This is a genomic window from Sphingobacterium sp. UBA7038 (genome assembly GCF_002494055.1).
GTDB lineage: Bacteria > Bacteroidota > Bacteroidia > Sphingobacteriales > Sphingobacteriaceae > Sphingobacterium > Sphingobacterium multivorum.
Window position 1 is genome coordinate 12,981 of record NZ_DLAV01000015.1, and the last position, 16,734, is coordinate 29,714.

General features: G+C 42.6%; 16 protein-coding genes. 14 read left to right on the plus strand and 2 right to left on the minus strand.

Annotated elements, in window-relative coordinates; genetic code table 11:
- The first annotated feature begins 48 nt into the window (after positions 1-48).
- From B3H30_RS09115 to B3H30_RS09170, 12 genes are all read left to right on the plus strand, one after another.
- Positions 49-336 carry a helix-turn-helix transcriptional regulator gene (locus tag B3H30_RS09115; RefSeq protein WP_286710041.1) on the plus strand — a complete coding sequence of 96 codons (288 nt, stop codon included), beginning with the start codon at positions 49-51 and terminating at the stop codon, positions 334-336.
- A gap of 590 nt (positions 337-926) precedes the next feature.
- On the plus strand, positions 927-1,568 hold the full coding sequence (locus tag B3H30_RS09120) for a DUF6266 family protein (RefSeq protein WP_286710042.1): 642 nt from the start codon (positions 927-929) through the stop codon (positions 1,566-1,568).
- Between the two features lie 88 nt (positions 1,569-1,656).
- Entirely contained in the window at positions 1,657-2,043 is a 387-nt protein-coding gene (locus B3H30_RS09125) for a hypothetical protein (RefSeq protein ID WP_286710043.1), read from the plus strand.
- On the plus strand, positions 1,962-2,576 hold the full coding sequence (locus B3H30_RS09130; protein ID WP_286710044.1) for a CHAP domain-containing protein: 615 nt from the start codon (positions 1,962-1,964) through the stop codon (positions 2,574-2,576). The genes B3H30_RS09125 and B3H30_RS09130 overlap by 82 nt, the downstream gene beginning before the upstream one ends.
- 11 nt (positions 2,577-2,587) lie before the next feature.
- Positions 2,588-3,034: a hypothetical protein gene (locus tag B3H30_RS09135; RefSeq protein ID WP_286710045.1), complete on the plus strand. Its 447-nt coding sequence runs from the start codon at positions 2,588-2,590 to the stop codon at positions 3,032-3,034.
- A 398-nt stretch (positions 3,035-3,432) separates the two neighbouring features.
- A complete protein-coding gene (locus tag B3H30_RS09140) occupies positions 3,433-4,038 on the plus strand; it encodes an RNA polymerase sigma factor (RefSeq protein WP_286710046.1) in 606 nt (201 codons plus the stop codon).
- Between the two features lie 104 nt (positions 4,039-4,142).
- Positions 4,143-5,315: a FecR family protein gene (locus tag B3H30_RS09145; RefSeq protein ID WP_286833980.1), complete on the plus strand. Its 1,173-nt coding sequence runs from the start codon at positions 4,143-4,145 to the stop codon at positions 5,313-5,315.
- A gap of 213 nt (positions 5,316-5,528) precedes the next feature.
- Positions 5,529-8,966: a TonB-dependent receptor gene (locus B3H30_RS09150; protein ID WP_286710048.1), complete on the plus strand. Its 3,438-nt coding sequence runs from the start codon at positions 5,529-5,531 to the stop codon at positions 8,964-8,966.
- A gap of 11 nt (positions 8,967-8,977) precedes the next feature.
- A complete protein-coding gene (locus tag B3H30_RS09155) occupies positions 8,978-10,603 on the plus strand; it encodes a RagB/SusD family nutrient uptake outer membrane protein (RefSeq protein ID WP_075993611.1) in 1,626 nt (541 codons plus the stop codon).
- 73 nt (positions 10,604-10,676) lie between these two features.
- The gene (locus tag B3H30_RS09160) at positions 10,677-11,819 is read left to right on the plus strand and encodes a SusE domain-containing protein (RefSeq protein WP_286710050.1); all 1,143 of its coding nucleotides are present in this window, start codon (positions 10,677-10,679) and stop codon (positions 11,817-11,819) included.
- A gap of 13 nt (positions 11,820-11,832) precedes the next feature.
- Entirely contained in the window at positions 11,833-12,957 is a 1,125-nt protein-coding gene (locus B3H30_RS09165; protein ID WP_075993609.1) for a glycoside hydrolase family 76 protein, read from the plus strand.
- 67 nt (positions 12,958-13,024) lie between these two features.
- On the plus strand, positions 13,025-14,209 hold the full coding sequence (locus B3H30_RS09170) for a glycoside hydrolase family 76 protein (protein ID WP_286710051.1): 1,185 nt from the start codon (positions 13,025-13,027) through the stop codon (positions 14,207-14,209).
- Between the two features lie 155 nt (positions 14,210-14,364).
- Here B3H30_RS09170 and B3H30_RS09175 read toward each other — a convergent pair whose 3' ends face one another.
- Positions 14,365-14,820 (minus strand): PA2169 family four-helix-bundle protein, encoded by a 456-nt coding sequence (locus B3H30_RS09175; protein WP_159333186.1) that lies wholly within the window; start codon positions 14,818-14,820, stop codon positions 14,365-14,367.
- Between the two features lie 306 nt (positions 14,821-15,126).
- Between B3H30_RS09175 and B3H30_RS09180 the strand changes: the two genes are divergently transcribed.
- Together B3H30_RS09180 and B3H30_RS09185 are read left to right on the plus strand one after the other, a co-directional pair.
- A complete protein-coding gene (locus B3H30_RS09180; protein WP_286833982.1) occupies positions 15,127-16,110 on the plus strand; it encodes a YihY/virulence factor BrkB family protein in 984 nt (327 codons plus the stop codon).
- A gap of 96 nt (positions 16,111-16,206) precedes the next feature.
- Entirely contained in the window at positions 16,207-16,392 is a 186-nt protein-coding gene (locus tag B3H30_RS09185; protein WP_046675215.1) for a CsbD family protein, read from the plus strand.
- A gap of 52 nt (positions 16,393-16,444) precedes the next feature.
- Here B3H30_RS09185 and B3H30_RS09190 read toward each other — a convergent pair whose 3' ends face one another.
- A complete protein-coding gene (locus B3H30_RS09190; RefSeq protein ID WP_286710052.1) occupies positions 16,445-16,708 on the minus strand; it encodes a SemiSWEET transporter in 264 nt (87 codons plus the stop codon).
- Between the last annotated feature and the right edge of the window lie 26 nt (positions 16,709-16,734).

Sequence of the window (16,734 nt, forward strand, 5' to 3'; positions counted from 1 at the left end):
AAGGGTAGGGCTGCCCTCATTTCATGGTATTGACCAATGAAATTATGTATGAAACAATTAGACAAAATTGTTGACTTGTTGACTGAAATCAACGAAAGATTGTCCTTTACGGCCCATCATCTACTTCCCAAGGGGAAGCAAGATAAAGGTTGGAATGTGGACGAATTGATGACCCGCATGGCTGTGGTGTCAAGATTAGGCATCTCCGAACGAACCTACAACCGCTGGGTGAAATCAGGTGTCCTTAAGCCCATTTATCTGGGTAACAAACATTACTACCGCGAAGAGGATCTACAGGATGCGATCAAGCGGAGTATCGCTAAGGGACTAATTTGAGTTCTGGTCTTTAGAAGGCTGATCTTTTATGAAAAGGTTGGCCTTTTTTTATTCTCTTTTTTCATTGCTGATTTATGGCCAATTCTTTACTTGTTGTGGCGTATTGATTTGGTATTGCTAGTATACTGACCTGCTGTTTCCTTACTGATAGCTTACCTATACTAGGCTACTTTATTGCTTATCCTTTAGTCTTTCTTTGATATTTCTTTGCTTATCCGTTGGTATTTATTTGCCTGTTCTTTGGTGTTTCTTTGCCATTTCTCTGCCTATTCTTTGCTGTTTATCTGCTTAGACCTTGTCATATTGGCAATGCAGCAGCCTTTGGACGGCCTAAAAATAGCCACAAACTGACAAAGAATGTCGAAGCGAGAAGCACGTGAGTCTGTATCGACACCCCCCGAAAATACGGTATTTTCCGACCTATAGCTCGGTTTTTATGTCGCCATAAATGGCATTTTCAGACAAATGGCGCAAGATGGCGCCATTTGGCCAACCGCGCTTCTAAAGCACTTTACCTTAGTGTCATGATATCGATATCGTGGCTGCCTGCAGCGCCACATGATGGTTAAATATTTTAAAAAAATAATAGTATGGCAAGATTTATAAAAGGAATTCACGGATCATACCAGGGTAAAGTGGGTAACATCGTAGGTTCTTCCTGGCGGGGTATAGACTATGTACGCTCGCTTCCAAAGAAAAGTTCAAAGGCCGCATCGGAAGACCAGCTGGCACAGCGCATGAAATTTGGGATGACAACCAGTTTTCTCAAATCCATTAAAGATATCCTGATGCTGGGTTTTTCGGACAGCAAACAAAGAAACAAAACGGGCTACAATGTAGCTTTCCAAGAATTTATCAATAATGCGTTTCAAGGGGCTTATCCCAATTTTACGGTCGACTATAGTGTCGTAAAAATCGCAAGCGGCGGTTTGGCCGCTCTGGTAGGGTTGCAGACAGTTGAATCTTTTCCGAAGGTATTGTCTTTGACCTGGGATCCGATCGGAAACCGCTTCAATGCGTTTGATGATGATCAGGTCCTTGTGATTCTGTACGACGTAATAGAAAACCTCTTTTTTGCATTTGAAGGTGCAACACGACTTGATGCCGCAATGGATATTACGCTGCCAGACAGCTATACCGGTAAGACAATAGTCGGCTGGACATTTAACATCCATCGGGACGGAGTGATGACATCTAGCAGCCAGTATTTAGGTGAATTTGTGCTCACCTAGCTGTGTGGATTTATGGAGACTGCTCTTTCGGGAGCAGCTCTTTTTTTAAACGAATTGATTCGATTAGGTAAAATTTAAAATCAAACAAATGAAAATAGTACAACAACAATTGGTCGCAGATATCGAGGATATCTATTGGCCTTTGACAGGGAGATGGGTACTGGGCATTAGTCTGGTCTGTCTTATGGTATTTTTTATTGCTGCAGGCTTTCTGTTGCAAGCGATAGATCCCACGGCAGGGGTATTGGATATTGGTATTCTTTCGGTATTGTTCTTTGCCGTTTTGGCGGCACTATTGATTATCTACTGCTGCTTTTGGCTACAGGAGATCCTCTGGCAGCCTTTTAAGCTCTTTCGTCAGCAATTTAGTGTTCACTTTAATCAATTGACATCATGGCAACAATGCGTTATTTATTTTTCGGTTTTCTTTCTGTCGCTGTTTTCTTTCTTGGCGGTGCTGGCAATGCTGCTATAGCCGATAAGGAGCAGTCAGGCAGTTATGCTGAGCTCCCAAATACCAGCTCTGGGCTGGAGCAGGTGCATGACCCATCAGTGAAACGCTACGCCTGTTCGGGTGTACGCGAACGCATTGTCGATATTGCGGTACACGAAATTGGTGTGCAGGAAGCCAGAGGCAATAACGATGGCAAGCGGGTCGAGGAATACCTAGCGTATACTGGTCTTGGAAAGGGCCATGCCTGGTGTGCGGCTTTTGTCTCCTGGTGTTATGGCCAGGCGGGCCTTGCTGTTCCGCGCAATGCCTGGAGTCCGGCACTTTTTCCGTTGGCGCGTCGGTATAAAGCTGCACAGATCGCGCAGGGTAGCATCCGACAGGCAGATCTCTTTGCGATCTATAGCTCCAGTCTCCAGCGTATCAATCATGTAGGGATTGTGCGCAAAAAGGAGGGTAATTGGATCCTGACTGTGGAAGGAAATGTGGATAATCGTGTATTGTCCAAGCGGCGTCCCTTGACTACTATTTATGCGTTTTCAAATTGGCTGGACTGAAAGGAGGAAGGATGAAAACAAGGCTATGCCAGGTGATATTTTATGGGGGACTCTTATCCTTGCTGGTCTCCTGTAAGATCTACGAAAATAAAAAATATCAGAAACAACAAGAAACGGATACGCGGCGGCAGTATACCGAGCAACTCCGAAGGCTTTATTCTGACCATCAGGATACGCTTTCCCGCCTTTGGTACTTTTGGACGGACAGTGCTTTTCGTTTCTATCCCGATAGTGGTCTGTCTGCCCGGTCGGGAGGTTTAGTATTGCATGAGTCAGCCAAAAGAGTCAGTAAACAGGTACTGGAGCTGGCTGAAAAAAGGCAACAGGAAAAACAAAAGCAGGTCAGCCATGAAAAAAGCGGCATCCAAATGCGCTCTGCCCAGCAGGTTTGGATCATGGGCTTCGCCTTGCTCCTGTTTCTTCTTTGGCGATGGGGCCGATCTCACCTATTGCCCTAGTAAGCGTGGGAAGGAGGTCTGAAGAAAAGCTTCGACAGGTACTGTTGGGCTATGAAGGAGACACGAAGTAAAATCGTAGTCTCCTTTTTATGTGCCGGATGAATTCCTGCTATGCATGTTTGAGAAAAATCAAAATTTGTTAATCGTTTTAAATTTTTATTAAAAAAAGCAAAACCGTTTTAGTTTTATTATATTTGTTCGTAACCAGATTAAGGGAGTAATCCACAAATTACTAGACACAGTGCGTGAAAGACCAACTTATAAAATATTCCTGCATCATGTAATTGTTTTTTGTGACGCTTATTAGCTTGTAAGCAAATGTTAAGATTGGAGATCAATAACCGGATATTATAAACAAATAGCAATCTTTGCTAGTAATGAAAGGGTAAAACGTGACAATGTACGCACAAAAATACGACGATACTGAAGAGAAGTCTGTCTTGATCTCCCTGCGTTCTGGCTGCCAGAGTGCTTTTCGGCAGGTCTACAGTAGGTATAGCGGGCGTATTTATCTCAACATCCGTAAGATGGTCAAGTCCGAAGAAGACGCAGTCGAACTATTACAAGAAGTATTTATTAAAGTATGGGATAAACGGGAGTTGATTGATCCCGAGCAGTCTTTTCGATCTTATCTATTCCAGATCGCCAAATATACTGTCTATAATTTTATCCGGCGAAATAACCTCGAAAAACAAGTTCAGGCATATCTTAGCCTTCACAATACAGCCTTATACAGTCACGTCGAAGAAGAACTCTATGAAAAGCAATATGAAGAATGGTTGTCTCAGACCATTGACCAGCTGCCGCCACAACGCAAATTGATCTACAAACTTTGTAAAATTGAGGGCAAAACCTACGCCGAAGTAAGCGACTTATTGAGTATATCGACATCCACCATCAACGACCACATCGTAAAAGCTACAAAATATATCAAAGAGAAGCATGGGATCCTGGATAAATCCACATTGCTCATTATTTCTTTTATACTTCTCCAACAGCATTAACGCATCTAATTTTCATTGCACAGAAAAAAAGTAAAATAAATTTGCAGGTAGAGCAGATGACGTTTACCGCTGAAGTGTATTAGCTGAAAAGAGGATAACCAATTGTGGAAAAGAAAACACTTCGATATACGTTAAGGCGATATATACAGGGAAAACTTAGCGAAGAAAATTCCCGTGCGTTTTTGTCCTATGTAAAATCAGGCAGGGATAAAATATTACTTCAAGAACTCATCCAGGAGGTTTTGGACGATCCCGCCGATCAACATCTGTTGGACGATCCAACTTTATTGGCCGTACTGGATAATACCTGGGACCAATTGCATCTCCAGATCAATAAACCAAAAACAAAATCGCTATGGACTTGGAAACGTATTGGCGCAAGCGCAGCTGCTGTTATCGGACTATTATTTATTGGTCGCTGGTTTCTTACCATTGAAACTAAAAACGTATCTCCGCAAGCTGCACAACATGTGATATCACCCGGAAAACAATCGGCGACCTTAACGCTGGCCAACGGCAAGCAGATTCATCTACATGAAACACAAAACGGTCGGATTGCGGAAGAATCGGGTATAAGAATCTCTAAAACAACAGATGGCCAATTGATTTACGAAGTCAGCGATAATTCGCAGGGCGAAATCGAGCAAAATACCTTATCGACAACCAAAGGAGAAACCTATCGGATTAAGCTACCTGACGGTACACAAGTATGGCTCAATGCGGCTTCTTCGCTCAGCTATCCGGTTCGTTTTGCAAATCAAAAAAACAGAACTGTCACACTGACCGGTGAAGCTTATTTTGAAGTAGCGAAGGATTCCAAACACCCCTTTATTGTGCAGGCAGCAGATCAGCAGGTCGAAGTGCTCGGTACCCATTTCAATGTAAATAGTTATGCCGACGAATCGGCGGTACAGACCACCCTACTGGAAGGTCGTGTACAGGTCAGTTCCCACAGTCAAAAATTGTTATTAGCACCGGGTGAGCAGTCGAGCCTTACAGCTCATGGGGTGCTAAGATCCCGTCCAATAGATACTGCGCCGGTTATTGCCTGGACAAACAACGAATTTATGTTCGAGCGAGATGATATCGAAAGTGTCATGCGCAAGGTGGCACGCTGGTATAATGTGGAGGTCATCTATCAAGGTAAAAAAACGACCGAGAAATTTGGTGGCGGAATATCGCGTTTTGATGATGTTCAAAAAGTCTTAAGCCTGCTCGAAAAAACGGGTGCCGTTCATTTCAGAATCGACGGAAAAAAAATACATGTACTGCCGTAATAATCCGCTAAATAATTAATGACACAATAACCTAAATAAACGAACCGATGAACAAAAAACGACAAAACGAATAGCCACGAAGGGGGGTATAAAAAAGCAACCAAGATCCTGAAGGAGCTCGGTTGCCGTTTGGGACAATTAAATTTTAACTATCCAATCTGCAGTATGTTTCTGTTTTGGACGACTCGAATACACTGCAAATAAACCTTACAAATGTATCAAAATTATATCAGAAAAAAGGAGATAGCGTATCTGCTATTCCGTAAACTATGGCTTATTATGCGATTGACAACCATAATTATCTTGGTTACTTTTATGCAGGTTAGCGCTACCACCTTTGCACAAAAGGTAACATTAGAATACTCCAACATGAGCCTTAAGAAAATATTTAGGGAACTCAAATCTCAGACGGGATACAATTTTCTGTACACTGAACGGCAGATGGTAAACGCGAAGCCTGTTGACATAAAAGTTAGGGACCGTCAATTGTCGGATGTATTAGACCAGATCTTTAAAGATCAGCCCTTGTCCTACCAGTTGGATAATAAGACTGTGGTCATTTATGATAAGCCAAAAGCTTCCATAACGTCCGTACCGATGGAGTTTACGATTACCCCAAATCAAGTCCCCGTAAAAGGACGTGTGACCAATGAACGTGGCGAACCGCTCGCAAATGTCTCTGTGCGGGTCAAAGGAAATGAATCTATAGGTACTACCACCAATAGTGATGGTCTATTTACCCTCACAAATCTTTCACCCAAAGCAACCTTGGTATTCTCCTCTGTTGGTTATGATGCATTGAGCGGAGAACTGTCTTCCCTGGGGACCGATGGATCGGGGCAGCTCAATGTGATCATGAAAAATAGCAACAGTCAGCTCGAAGAAGTTATCGTAATCGGCTATGGTACCACGACACGTCAGCGTGTTGTTGGGGCCGTTGACCAGATCAGTGCGAAGACTTTCGAAAACCGACCTGTAGGCAATGTAACGCAAGCCCTTCAAGGAGCCTCACCCAGTTTGACCATCCAACAGAAAAGCATGGACCCCAATGATAATTCGATGAATATCAATATTCGTGGAATATCTACCATAAACAGTAATGCGCCGCTGGTGGTGATCGATGGAATTATTACAGAAGGCGGAACACTCAATAAGATCAATCCGGATGACATCGAAACGGTGTCGGTATTGAAAGACGCCGGTTCTACGGCTATATACGGTTCGAGGTCTGCAAATGGCGTTATTTTGGTAACCACCAAAAGAGGACGCCAAAATCAGCGGCCTGCGGTGACTGTCGGCACCCAGTGGGGCGTGCAAGAACCTAAGATTTTATTTTCACCTGTTGCAGGATATGAAAATGCGACCCTTCGTAATCTTGCACTGACCAACTCAGGAATGGATCCGCAGTTTTCACCAAAGGCTATTGCAGACTTATATGCCCATCAGGATATCGAGCGGTGGAACTTGCCGGAAATCATGAAAAACTCTTTCCAGCAAAAATATAATATCAGTGTGGCCGGGGGTGGAGATAAAAGTTCCTATTTATTTTCCGGCGGCTTTTACAATCAGCCCAGCAACTTTGTCGGACAGGACTTTGGCATTAAGCGGTACAATTTGCGGAGCAACCTCAGTACAGAGATCGGACGTTTTAAATTGACCTCAATCTTAGCCTATACCCGCAACAACAACATGAGCAACACGGCCGGAAGTGCCATTATCAATGCTTCCAGACTTCCGCCTTATTACTACTATCGCATGCAGGCTGATAATGGAAAATATCTTGTCAACAATGCACTTACAGATCAAAATCCTCTGGCCGAACTGAATGAAGGCGGCTATATTAAAAATGATAACGACTATTTTAATATCAACCTGAATCTCGAAGCAAAACTGTTCGAAGGTTTAAAACTGCGTGGTATCTTCGGAGCGGACATCTATGCCGATCACCGTTCTATCCGTAGAATCCAGGTGCCATTATATTCCAGTCCAGATGCCACGCAACCTCAGGTCTACGTCAATTCAGACCGCAATACCGAAGATTTTAACGAAAAAGCCTCGTTGTTAAACTTTCAACTCCTTCTGGATTATGACCGAAATTTTGGCAGCCATCATGTATCAGGTCTGTTTGGAGCATCCAACGAATCCTATACACGCCGACAAAACGAACTGAAAATGAAATTTACTGATCCTGTCCTCGGCACACCTACGACAGGGACAGTTATCGATCCCGTGAGTGCCCGTGTGACACCAAATGGGACACTGCAAAATAGTATCAATTCGATCTTCGGTCGTGCCGGATACGACTTTGCAAGTAAGTATTTTGCCGAATTTAGCTTTCGCTACGATGGATCTTCTAAGTTCTCGAAAGCTAATCGCTGGGGCTTCTTTCCTTCGGGATCCCTCGGATGGCGGGCATCCGACGAAGTATTTATGAATTGGTATAAACAACATGTCGGTAGCCTAAAAATCAGATCTACCTATGGTGTTCTTGGCAATCAGGCCGTAGACGACTATGCGTATTATTTTACCTATGAATCCTATCAGAACAGTTATGGATTTAACAACAAACCTGTTTCTGCTGCGGGATTTAATTATGCCAGCCTGGATCTACGCTGGGAGAAAACCTATAATTTCAATGTTGGGTTGGACGCCACCTTCTTTCATGATAAATTAACGGCCAGTTTCGATTATTTTAAAAAGCGTACAGTTGATATCTTGATGTCGCCTCAAATACCTTCCACATTCGGAACCTCCCTAAAAAATCAGAATTTAGGTGAAATGAACAATGAGGGCTGGGAAATCAACCTTAGCTACCGGGCTACAACAGGCGATTTCCACCATACGATCAATGCGAATATGGGCGATAGTCACAATAAGATTATTGCGATGCCCGGCGATGACCGTATTTCGACAGTCGATAACATTACTAAATTAACGCGTGTTGGGCTACCCTATAATTCCTATTATGGGTACAAGATGGCCAGATTCTTTCAAAATATAACGGATATTGAAACTTCGGCCTTGCCGAGCGGTATTACGGCAGCAGATCTGCGCCCCGGAGATGTAAAGTATGTCGACCGCAATAACGATGGAATTATCGATGCACGGGACCGCTTTGTGTTGGGCAATGGTTTCCCCCGCTTTACATTTGGTCTAACCTATAACCTGAATTATAAAGATTTTGATTTTAGTATGTTCTGGCAAGGGGTAGGCAAGCGCGATATGATGATCCGGGGAGAATTGATCGAACCATTTCATCAGAATTATTCATATACCATTTATCAGCATCAACTCGATTACTGGACGCCGACCAATATTGATGGACGCTGGCCCCGACTGACTGCAAATGGATCAACAGCATCGACCAACAACTTTGGGAAAGATTCTGATCTCTATCTTTTCAACGGGAAATACGCTCGATTGAAAAATATACAGGTAGGTTATTCGTTACCCAAAGAAGTCGTGTCGAAATTGGGATTGCAGCGTGTTCGCTTTTTCATCAATGCCCAAAACCTGCTGACTTTGAGCAAAAACTCCTGGATAGATCCCGAATCCTCCGAATTTGATTCTAACATGGGTGGTTCGGCCAATAGTGCCCGCAATTATCCGACGTTGAAATACTATGGCGGTGGATTAAATATTCAATTCTAACCTTTTATGTAATGAAACTATATAAGATACTTATTGGAGGCTTGAGTTTAATGGCAATTCTCCAATTAACATCCTGTAATAAGTTGGATACGCTGCCAACAGATCGCTTTACCGATGAAAATTTTTGGGACTATCCAGACAACGCCGAAAAAATGGTCAATATGGCCTATAATCAGCTGTATTCAGCAGATCGTATGTGGAATGATGAAGCCCTGAGTGATAATATTTTTGAGGGGCGCTCAAACACAGACCAGCGCGCAATTCGTAATGGAACCGCCGATCCAACACTGGGCCGTTTTGGGGCAGAGTGGTCCGATCTTTACGGTGGTATTAAGACCTGCCATGTCTATCTAGAGAATGTAGAGCGTGTACCCGGAATGGATGCGGCGCTCAAAAAACGCCGTATCGCCGAGGTACGCTTTATCCGTGCATTTCTCTATTTTAGACTTGTTAATTTCTATGGCGCTGTGCCTTTCTTCACGAAAGATATCTCACTGGAAGAGTCTAAGACTCTTCCTCGGACAGAAAAAGCGACTATTATGGCATTTATCCATCAGGAGTTGGATCAATGTATGGCCGATCTACCGAACAGAGATGCTTTACCGGTAGACGACCGTGGCCGGATTACCAAGGGGGCCGCTTCAGCCTTTCAAGCCCGGGCCTATCTCTATGAAAGCAACTGGAATAAAGTATTGGAATACTGTGAAAATCTGATGAAAAAACAAACGGAATTTGGCACTTACGCTTTATTCCGCAGTTATCCGGAGTTGTTTACTGCAGCCAATGAATATAATTCAGAGGTTATTCTGGATTATGCCTATGTACCTTTATTAAAAACCTGGAATAAGTTATATGATGCAGCACCAATCTCTGCTCAAGCACGTTTAAATGGTTATGCACCATTACAAAGTCTGGTCGATAATTATTTGACACTGGGCGGAAATACCATTGCTACGGATCCGCAATATAACGACAATAATCCCTATGTCAACCGCGATCCACGTATGGCCGCAACCATCGTTTTTCATGGTGGGCAATGGACTGATTTTGACGGTACAACACGTAAGATCTTTATCAAACCCGGCTCTGGTACAACAGATAAGGAACGGCTCGACGAATATCAGGGTGCAAGTGCCAACGCTTCCGCCACAGGGTATTACGTAAAGAAATACTACGATGTAACAGCAACGGTAAAATACGATGCAGGATTGAACATCATCATGTTTAGGTACGCCGATATCTTATTGATGTATGCAGAAGCAAAAGAAGCACTGGGACAACTGAATGCCGCAGTATGGGACATGACGATCAGACCTATTCGTCAGCGGGCTGGTTTTGAAGCTTCAAAAGCGTTAGACTTTCCGACTACCGGGGATCTGAAAACAATTGTCCGAAATGAGCGGCGAAGTGAGCTTGCTCTTGAGGGATTGCGTTACTATGATATCATGCGCTGGAAAGCTGGTAAAACCTATTTGGACGGCCAGGTATTGGGTGCTAAATATGGTGGTAACAATAGTAATATCAAACTGGATATCCGCCGATTTGATGAAAGTAGAGATTATCTCTGGTCGATACCACGAACTCAGATCGATCTAAATAAAAATTTATTGCCTAACAATCTGGGCTACTCAAACTAAATTTAATTCAAAAACTAGCGCAAACGACGCATTAAAAAATGTACGTTTCGAACCATAAATTAATGATATAGACATGAAATGGTATTTTAAAGTTATAGCAATGGTCGCATTGGCTGCGAGCATCGTTTCCTGTAAAAAAGACGATATGAAATACGCCGACGCAGAGGTGTCGGCTGTTGAGAACCTATATGCCCCTGCAGATGGAAAAGCTGTCAAATTATTAAGTTCCAGCTCAGCAGCGCTGTATTTTGAATGGGAGTCGGCATTGGTGGCCGATGGTGGGGCAGCTCAATATGAAGTTGTTTTTGATAAGCTCGATGGCGATTTTAGCAAGCCTCTTTATACAGTCACGTCGGATAATAATGGAAACTCAAACGGCGCCAATATTAGTCACAAAATATTGAATCAGGTAGCAACGAAAGCTGGGATTAACCCTGGTGAGAGTGGCGATGTGATCTGGTCCGTATATGCTATCCGTGGAATGAAACGGGTATTGAGCAAAGCAAAGAAAGTATTGAATATCAAAACACTGGAAGGCTTTGCAGAGATCCCCGATGAATTATTTATCACTGGAGAGGCGACTGAGGGTGGGACGGATGTTGCCGCATCTTTACCTTTTAAATTGGTAGGTAATGGTGAATATGAGATCTTTACAAAATTGGAAGCCGGAAAAAAATACACCTTTACGGATCGCAAGTCTGCTGAGGGACGTGTTTTCTATTCGGAAGATCAAACCAAAATAAAAGAAGGTGAAACCGGAAGTAACAGCATTGCCAAGACAGCAGTATATCGTATTCGAATTGATTTCAATGTGGCAGCAGTTACTTACACAGAGATCAAAAACATGGGCGTTTATTTTTCTCCATCCGGAGCTGTGGTGTTGGATCTACCTTATCAAGGTAAGGGAATTTGGTCTGCAACAGGTATCATCAATTTTAAACAGGAAAGTTGGGGCCGTGACCAACGTTATAAGTTCCAAATGGAAACCGTCAAGGCCGGAAAGGCTGAAACCTTACAGTTGGGAACTCAAAACGGGACGGACAGTCCGCCCAATAGTTCATCAGCTCCTTCTTATTATTTCGTCCGAATATTGCCCAATCTTTCACAATGGGACGATAAATGGAAATTTGCGGATGCAGTAGACGGCCATCCAACAAAAATAGCGATGATTTTACAAGGCGACAAAGACTATACGCATACTGTCGTACCAAATTAAAGGAGGAGACCCGATGAATAAAATGATTATACTGTCATCCCTATTGTTTCTACTCTTAGGATGCACCAAGATTGAGGACAGCTACCCCTATGACGACACTGTACAGGAAAGCTGGACAACTATTGCAACGCAGGTTTCCGATAAGATGATTGCCGGATTCTGGAATGAGTCCGGGTATTTTAACAATGCGATCAATCAATCCGATCTGGGATTTCAATATTGGCCCAATGCACATGCGATGGATGTTGTTATCGATGCCTATCTACGAACGAAGGACAGCAGATATAGTGCCTATTTCAGCAAATGGTTTGAAGGTGTGAAGATCAAAAATGGGAATACCTATTATAACGTATTCTATGATGACATGGAATGGAATGCACTGACCATATTGCGCTTATATGAAATTACCAAGGATCAAAAATACCTCGACACGGTATTGCTTTTATGGACAGATATTGCTGGCGCATGGGATGAGCAATATGCAGGCGGTGGATTGGCTTGGAAGAAAGATATGCGCTATAGCAAAAATGCTTGCTCGAATGGGCCAGCTAGTATTCTGGCAGCTAGACTATATCGTTTGACAAAAGATGAAAACTATCTGACCTGGGCCAAGAAGATCTACGAATGGCAAAAAGCAACACTGTACAATCCATCAACGGGCGCCGTTTATGACAATATTAATGGTCAGACAGGTAATGTGGATATGACAACACTGACTTATAATCAGGGGACGTTCCTTGGTACCGCAGTGGAGCTTTTTAAGATTACTAAAGATCAGCTTTATCTGGTTGATGCGCAAAAAATTAGTTATTACACAATCACACGTTGTATCGATGGCGGGAATAATATTTTGCGCGACGAGGGAAGCGGCGACGGCGCATTGTTTAAAGGGATATTTATACGATATTTTGTAGACTATTTAAATCAGGAAGGAATTGATGCAGCCTACCGCAGTAAGTTTGAGAAATTTCTGGTCAATAATGGTAAAATTGCCTGGACCAAGGGAACAAGTCTACCGACGCTGTTCTTTGGTCCATCCTGGGCGCAACCACCTATTGGCAATAGTGAAATTACTGCCTATGCAAGTGCTGCGATGCTTTTTGAAGGATTGGCAAGCTATGAAAATAAATTAAAATAATGGAATGAACACAAAGAAACCTTCGTGACCCAAAAGGTTCCGGGGGCTTCTTAAAATACATATGCTGATGAGACAAATCACTAAGATAACGACAACTGTGCTGCTGTCGGGTCTATGCTATTTAACAGGCTATGGACAATTCAATAAAGGACAGTCTGCCGAACGTGCCCAAAGAACGTTAGCTATTGTTTACGCTAAGTATGGAAATACCAAAAATCAACTGTTGACCGAGAAATATCCCTTCGACGAGACCTTTAAAGCGGATTATCTTGATAATTCCGAACAGGCGACCGTGCAAAAGAAATATGCCTACCTATGGCCATTCTCGGGGAGCTTTTCCGCTGTAAATACATTGATGGAGCTCCCAAAGAACAAAGCCCTTTATCAAAAGATCCTTGACCAGCGCGTGCTACCAGGATTAATGGAATATAGGGATCATTCCAGGGAGCCCGTTGGTTATGCTTCCTATATCAATTCTGCTCCGGCATCAGACCGGTTTTATGATGATAACGTCTGGTTGGGTATTGACTTTACCGATAGTTATCTGCAGACAAAAAAGGTCGATTATCTCAAGCATGCGAAAGAGATCTGGGCTTTTGTAAAAAGCGGTGCGGACGACAAGCTCGGTGGTGGAATCTATTGGTGTGAACAGAAAAAGGAATCTAAAAATACCTGTTCCAATGCTCCTGCGGCAGTGTTTGCACTAAAGCTATTTGAAGCTACTCAGGAGAAAGACTATCTGAATGAAGCGCGACATTTATATGAATGGACAAAGGCAGGACTGCAAGATCCTGCGGACAAGCTGTATTGGGATAATATTCAGCTCAATGGAAATATTGGTAAAGCCAAGTATTCCTATAATGCTGGACAGATGTTGCAAGCAGCAGCGTTGCTTTACAAATTTACCAAGGAAAAAAAATATCTGGTCGATGCCCAAGAGCTGGCAAAAGCTTGTCTAGCGTATTTTTTTCAGTCCATGGACCAAGATACTTTTCCAGTGTTAAAGAATAGTAATGTATGGTTTCATGCTGTAATGATGAGAGGATATATCAGTTTATTTGAACAGGATGGAAATAGAAAGTATCTGGACATTTTTGCGAAAAACCTAGACCGCGCATGGTATAAAATGAGGGATCACGACGGGCTGTTTGATGTCGACTGGACTTTGGAGAAAAAGCAAAAATCCAAGTGGCTGTTAGATCAATGCGCTTTTGTGGAGATGTACGGACGTTTGGCGCGAATAGGAAATTAAATTTCGAAAAATTTTTAAAACATTCTTGCGCTGACAGTGGTTTTTTTGGATAACTTAGGCAAGTTAGATTATTGTATTTATATAGGCTAGGGATTGGTTCCCTAGCCTATTTTTTTTCTTACTATTTTTGCATTGACTCATTGATGCAGAAAAATCTAGATCCCGCACAGAATTTTAATGTTTTCATGGGCTTCCCGCTGCTGGCTCAGCTGAATCTGGATCAAGTTTTTGGCCCCGATAGACAGCTTGTTTTCCTCCGCCAGCGCTTTTTCGTAAACCTCTCGGAACGCTGCCTCGCCGCGCTCACAATGCTCCAATAAATCTTGCATATTACCGCCCGATAATTTTGATTTGATCACCATCCACAGCCGAAAAAGCTCACCGCTTAATTTTGTCCGGTCAGTCGCGTATTGGCCAGCAAGCTCAACCAGTGGACTGAGTTCGGCAATAAACTTTTCAGACTGCCCGATCATCTTTCTGAACACAGCTTCCCGGGCACCTTCGCCCTGCTCGTTGGCCAGATCAATAGCCAGCTCGTATCCTTCGATGCGGTCATTGTTGATTTTAATAAGGTCATTTAATATATTCGGGTCGTTCTGATTACTTTTCATCTTTTCGTTATACTATTTTTTAATCTTGTATGCTGTTTAAATTTTATATGCTGTTTGTAGAGGAACAAGGAAGATTAATCATTAGTTTGCTTTATTTCTTTTATGATAATTTGTGGCGGCTTACTGCCTGATTTTGAGCGGACTTATTTCGTGTTTCCTCGCATAGGCTATGCTACTATGCAGGCAGAAAATGTATAACGCGAACTATATTTTCCTAAAAAAAACAAACGTTCTGGCCTATTTAAGAGTTTCTTTCTTATAAGACAAGACAGAATTTGAAAAATAAAGATTAAAAACACGACAGCAATGGATGTAAAAAAGGAAAAGACAAGCAAGCTACAGACCTATTGGACCATACTGAAAAATACGGTATCGGGATTTATCAATGAAGACTCCATGAAATACAGCGCTTCATTATCGTATTATACCGTTTTTTCCATTGGTCCAATATTGGTTTTAATGATCGCATTGGCCGGAATATTTTATGGTGCCGAAGCCATTCAGGGAAAGGTTTTTACCGAACTGAACGGTTTAGTGGGCAATAGCGCCGCCAAACAGATTGAAGAGGTTATTCAGAACCTTCAGCTGTCGGGCAAATCCAATATGGCGCTGGTGATCAGTATAGTGACCCTGATTATCGGGGCAACCACGGTTTTTGGCGATATGCAAAACTCCATCAATAAAATATGGCATGTACGCCCAAAACCAAAAAAGGGTTGGTTAAAACTAATTCAGGACCGATTGCTATCGTCTTCGCTCGTAATCGGCCTGGGCTTTCTGTTGGTGGTTACCTTGATCGTCAACGGCATTATTTTGGCCCTAACCGGGCAGCTGCAGCGCTATTTTCCGGAAATAACGGTCGTGCTGATGAACGTCATCAATTTTGTCATTTCCTTTGTGGTTATTGTCATCCTTTTTAGCGTGATCTTTAAAACCTTGCCCGATGTCAATATTCAATGGAAGACTGTTCGTGCCGGTGCCCTGTTTACGGCTATATTATTTGTTATCGGTCGTTACCTGATAGGCATCTACCTCGAACGTTCGGCCACGCAGGATACCTACGGGGCGGCAGGTTCATTTGTACTTATTTTGCTTTGGGTATATTATACTGCAGCGATTCTTTATTTCGGTGCGATTTTTACACGGGAGTATGCTACGGAAATGGAAATACCAATTGAACCGTCTGAATTTGCGGTCCATGTAGAGACACATGAAATCGAACGCAATGTCGATAAAATCCCGCCGGCGCCGCTCGATGAAGAAGAAACGACCATTGATAAAACGGAGTAAAATCACCGTAAATATTTTTTAACATTTGATAACATTTTTTTTAAACGATTCCAGCTGCAGGCTGTTCTATTAATAAAAAACGAAAGGAAAATTATTATGAGCGAATTAACATGGAAAGGTCGTTGGAACGAAATTAAAGGTAAAGTAAAACAGCAATATGCGGATCTTACAGATGATGATTTACTATATGCAGAAGGCAAGGAAGATGAGTTAGTAGGTAAACTTCAAAAGAAAACAGGTAAAACACAAGATGAGGTGAATAGTTGGTTGAACGGTTTGTAGAATAGTGTTTTCGTGTTAAAGGCGGATAGCAGCAATGTTATCCGCCTTTTTTTTAGGTCTTTTTTCTATAAATCAAATAACTGATCAGCAGGCAAAGGTTCACGAGAACAGCAAAGCTATTTGAATAGATAATCGGTACTTCGCTTTTCATTATGCCGTACCATACCCATAGGGAAAGTCCTATGATTAATGTTAGTAGCATAACCGGAGAAAGGTCATCCACATTCTTTTCCTTTAGCACTTTGATGAGCTGCGGCAGCATAGAAATACATGTGAGGATACCCGCAATAATACCCAGAAAGTTTTCATTGATCATAAGGACTTCGGTTTTATGTGATCATT

What these genes read in the sequence shown, in the direction of transcription:
- B3H30_RS09115 (WP_286710041.1), top strand. Translation starts at nt 49, where the DNA reads ATGAAACAATTAGACAAAATTGTTGACTTGTTGACTGAAATCAACGAA.
- B3H30_RS09120 (WP_286710042.1), top strand. Translation starts at nt 927, where the DNA reads ATGGCAAGATTTATAAAAGGAATTCACGGATCATACCAGGGTAAAGTG.
- B3H30_RS09125 (WP_286710043.1), top strand. Translation starts at nt 1,657, where the DNA reads ATGAAAATAGTACAACAACAATTGGTCGCAGATATCGAGGATATCTAT.
- B3H30_RS09130 (WP_286710044.1), top strand. Translation starts at nt 1,962, where the DNA reads ATGGCAACAATGCGTTATTTATTTTTCGGTTTTCTTTCTGTCGCTGTT.
- B3H30_RS09135 (WP_286710045.1), top strand. Translation starts at nt 2,588, where the DNA reads ATGAAAACAAGGCTATGCCAGGTGATATTTTATGGGGGACTCTTATCC.
- B3H30_RS09140 (WP_286710046.1), top strand. Translation starts at nt 3,433, where the DNA reads ATGTACGCACAAAAATACGACGATACTGAAGAGAAGTCTGTCTTGATC.
- B3H30_RS09150 (WP_286710048.1), top strand. Translation starts at nt 5,529, where the DNA reads ATGTATCAAAATTATATCAGAAAAAAGGAGATAGCGTATCTGCTATTC.
- B3H30_RS09155 (WP_075993611.1), top strand. Translation starts at nt 8,978, where the DNA reads ATGAAACTATATAAGATACTTATTGGAGGCTTGAGTTTAATGGCAATT.
- B3H30_RS09160 (WP_286710050.1), top strand. Translation starts at nt 10,677, where the DNA reads ATGAAATGGTATTTTAAAGTTATAGCAATGGTCGCATTGGCTGCGAGC.
- B3H30_RS09165 (WP_075993609.1), top strand. Translation starts at nt 11,833, where the DNA reads ATGAATAAAATGATTATACTGTCATCCCTATTGTTTCTACTCTTAGGA.
- B3H30_RS09170 (WP_286710051.1), top strand. Translation starts at nt 13,025, where the DNA reads ATGAGACAAATCACTAAGATAACGACAACTGTGCTGCTGTCGGGTCTA.
- B3H30_RS09175 (WP_159333186.1), bottom strand. Translation starts at nt 14,820, where the DNA reads ATGAAAAGTAATCAGAACGACCCGAATATATTAAATGACCTTATTAAA.
- B3H30_RS09180 (WP_286833982.1), top strand. Translation starts at nt 15,127, where the DNA reads ATGGATGTAAAAAAGGAAAAGACAAGCAAGCTACAGACCTATTGGACC.
- B3H30_RS09185 (WP_046675215.1), top strand. Translation starts at nt 16,207, where the DNA reads ATGAGCGAATTAACATGGAAAGGTCGTTGGAACGAAATTAAAGGTAAA.
- B3H30_RS09190 (WP_286710052.1), bottom strand. Translation starts at nt 16,708, where the DNA reads ATGATCAATGAAAACTTTCTGGGTATTATTGCGGGTATCCTCACATGT.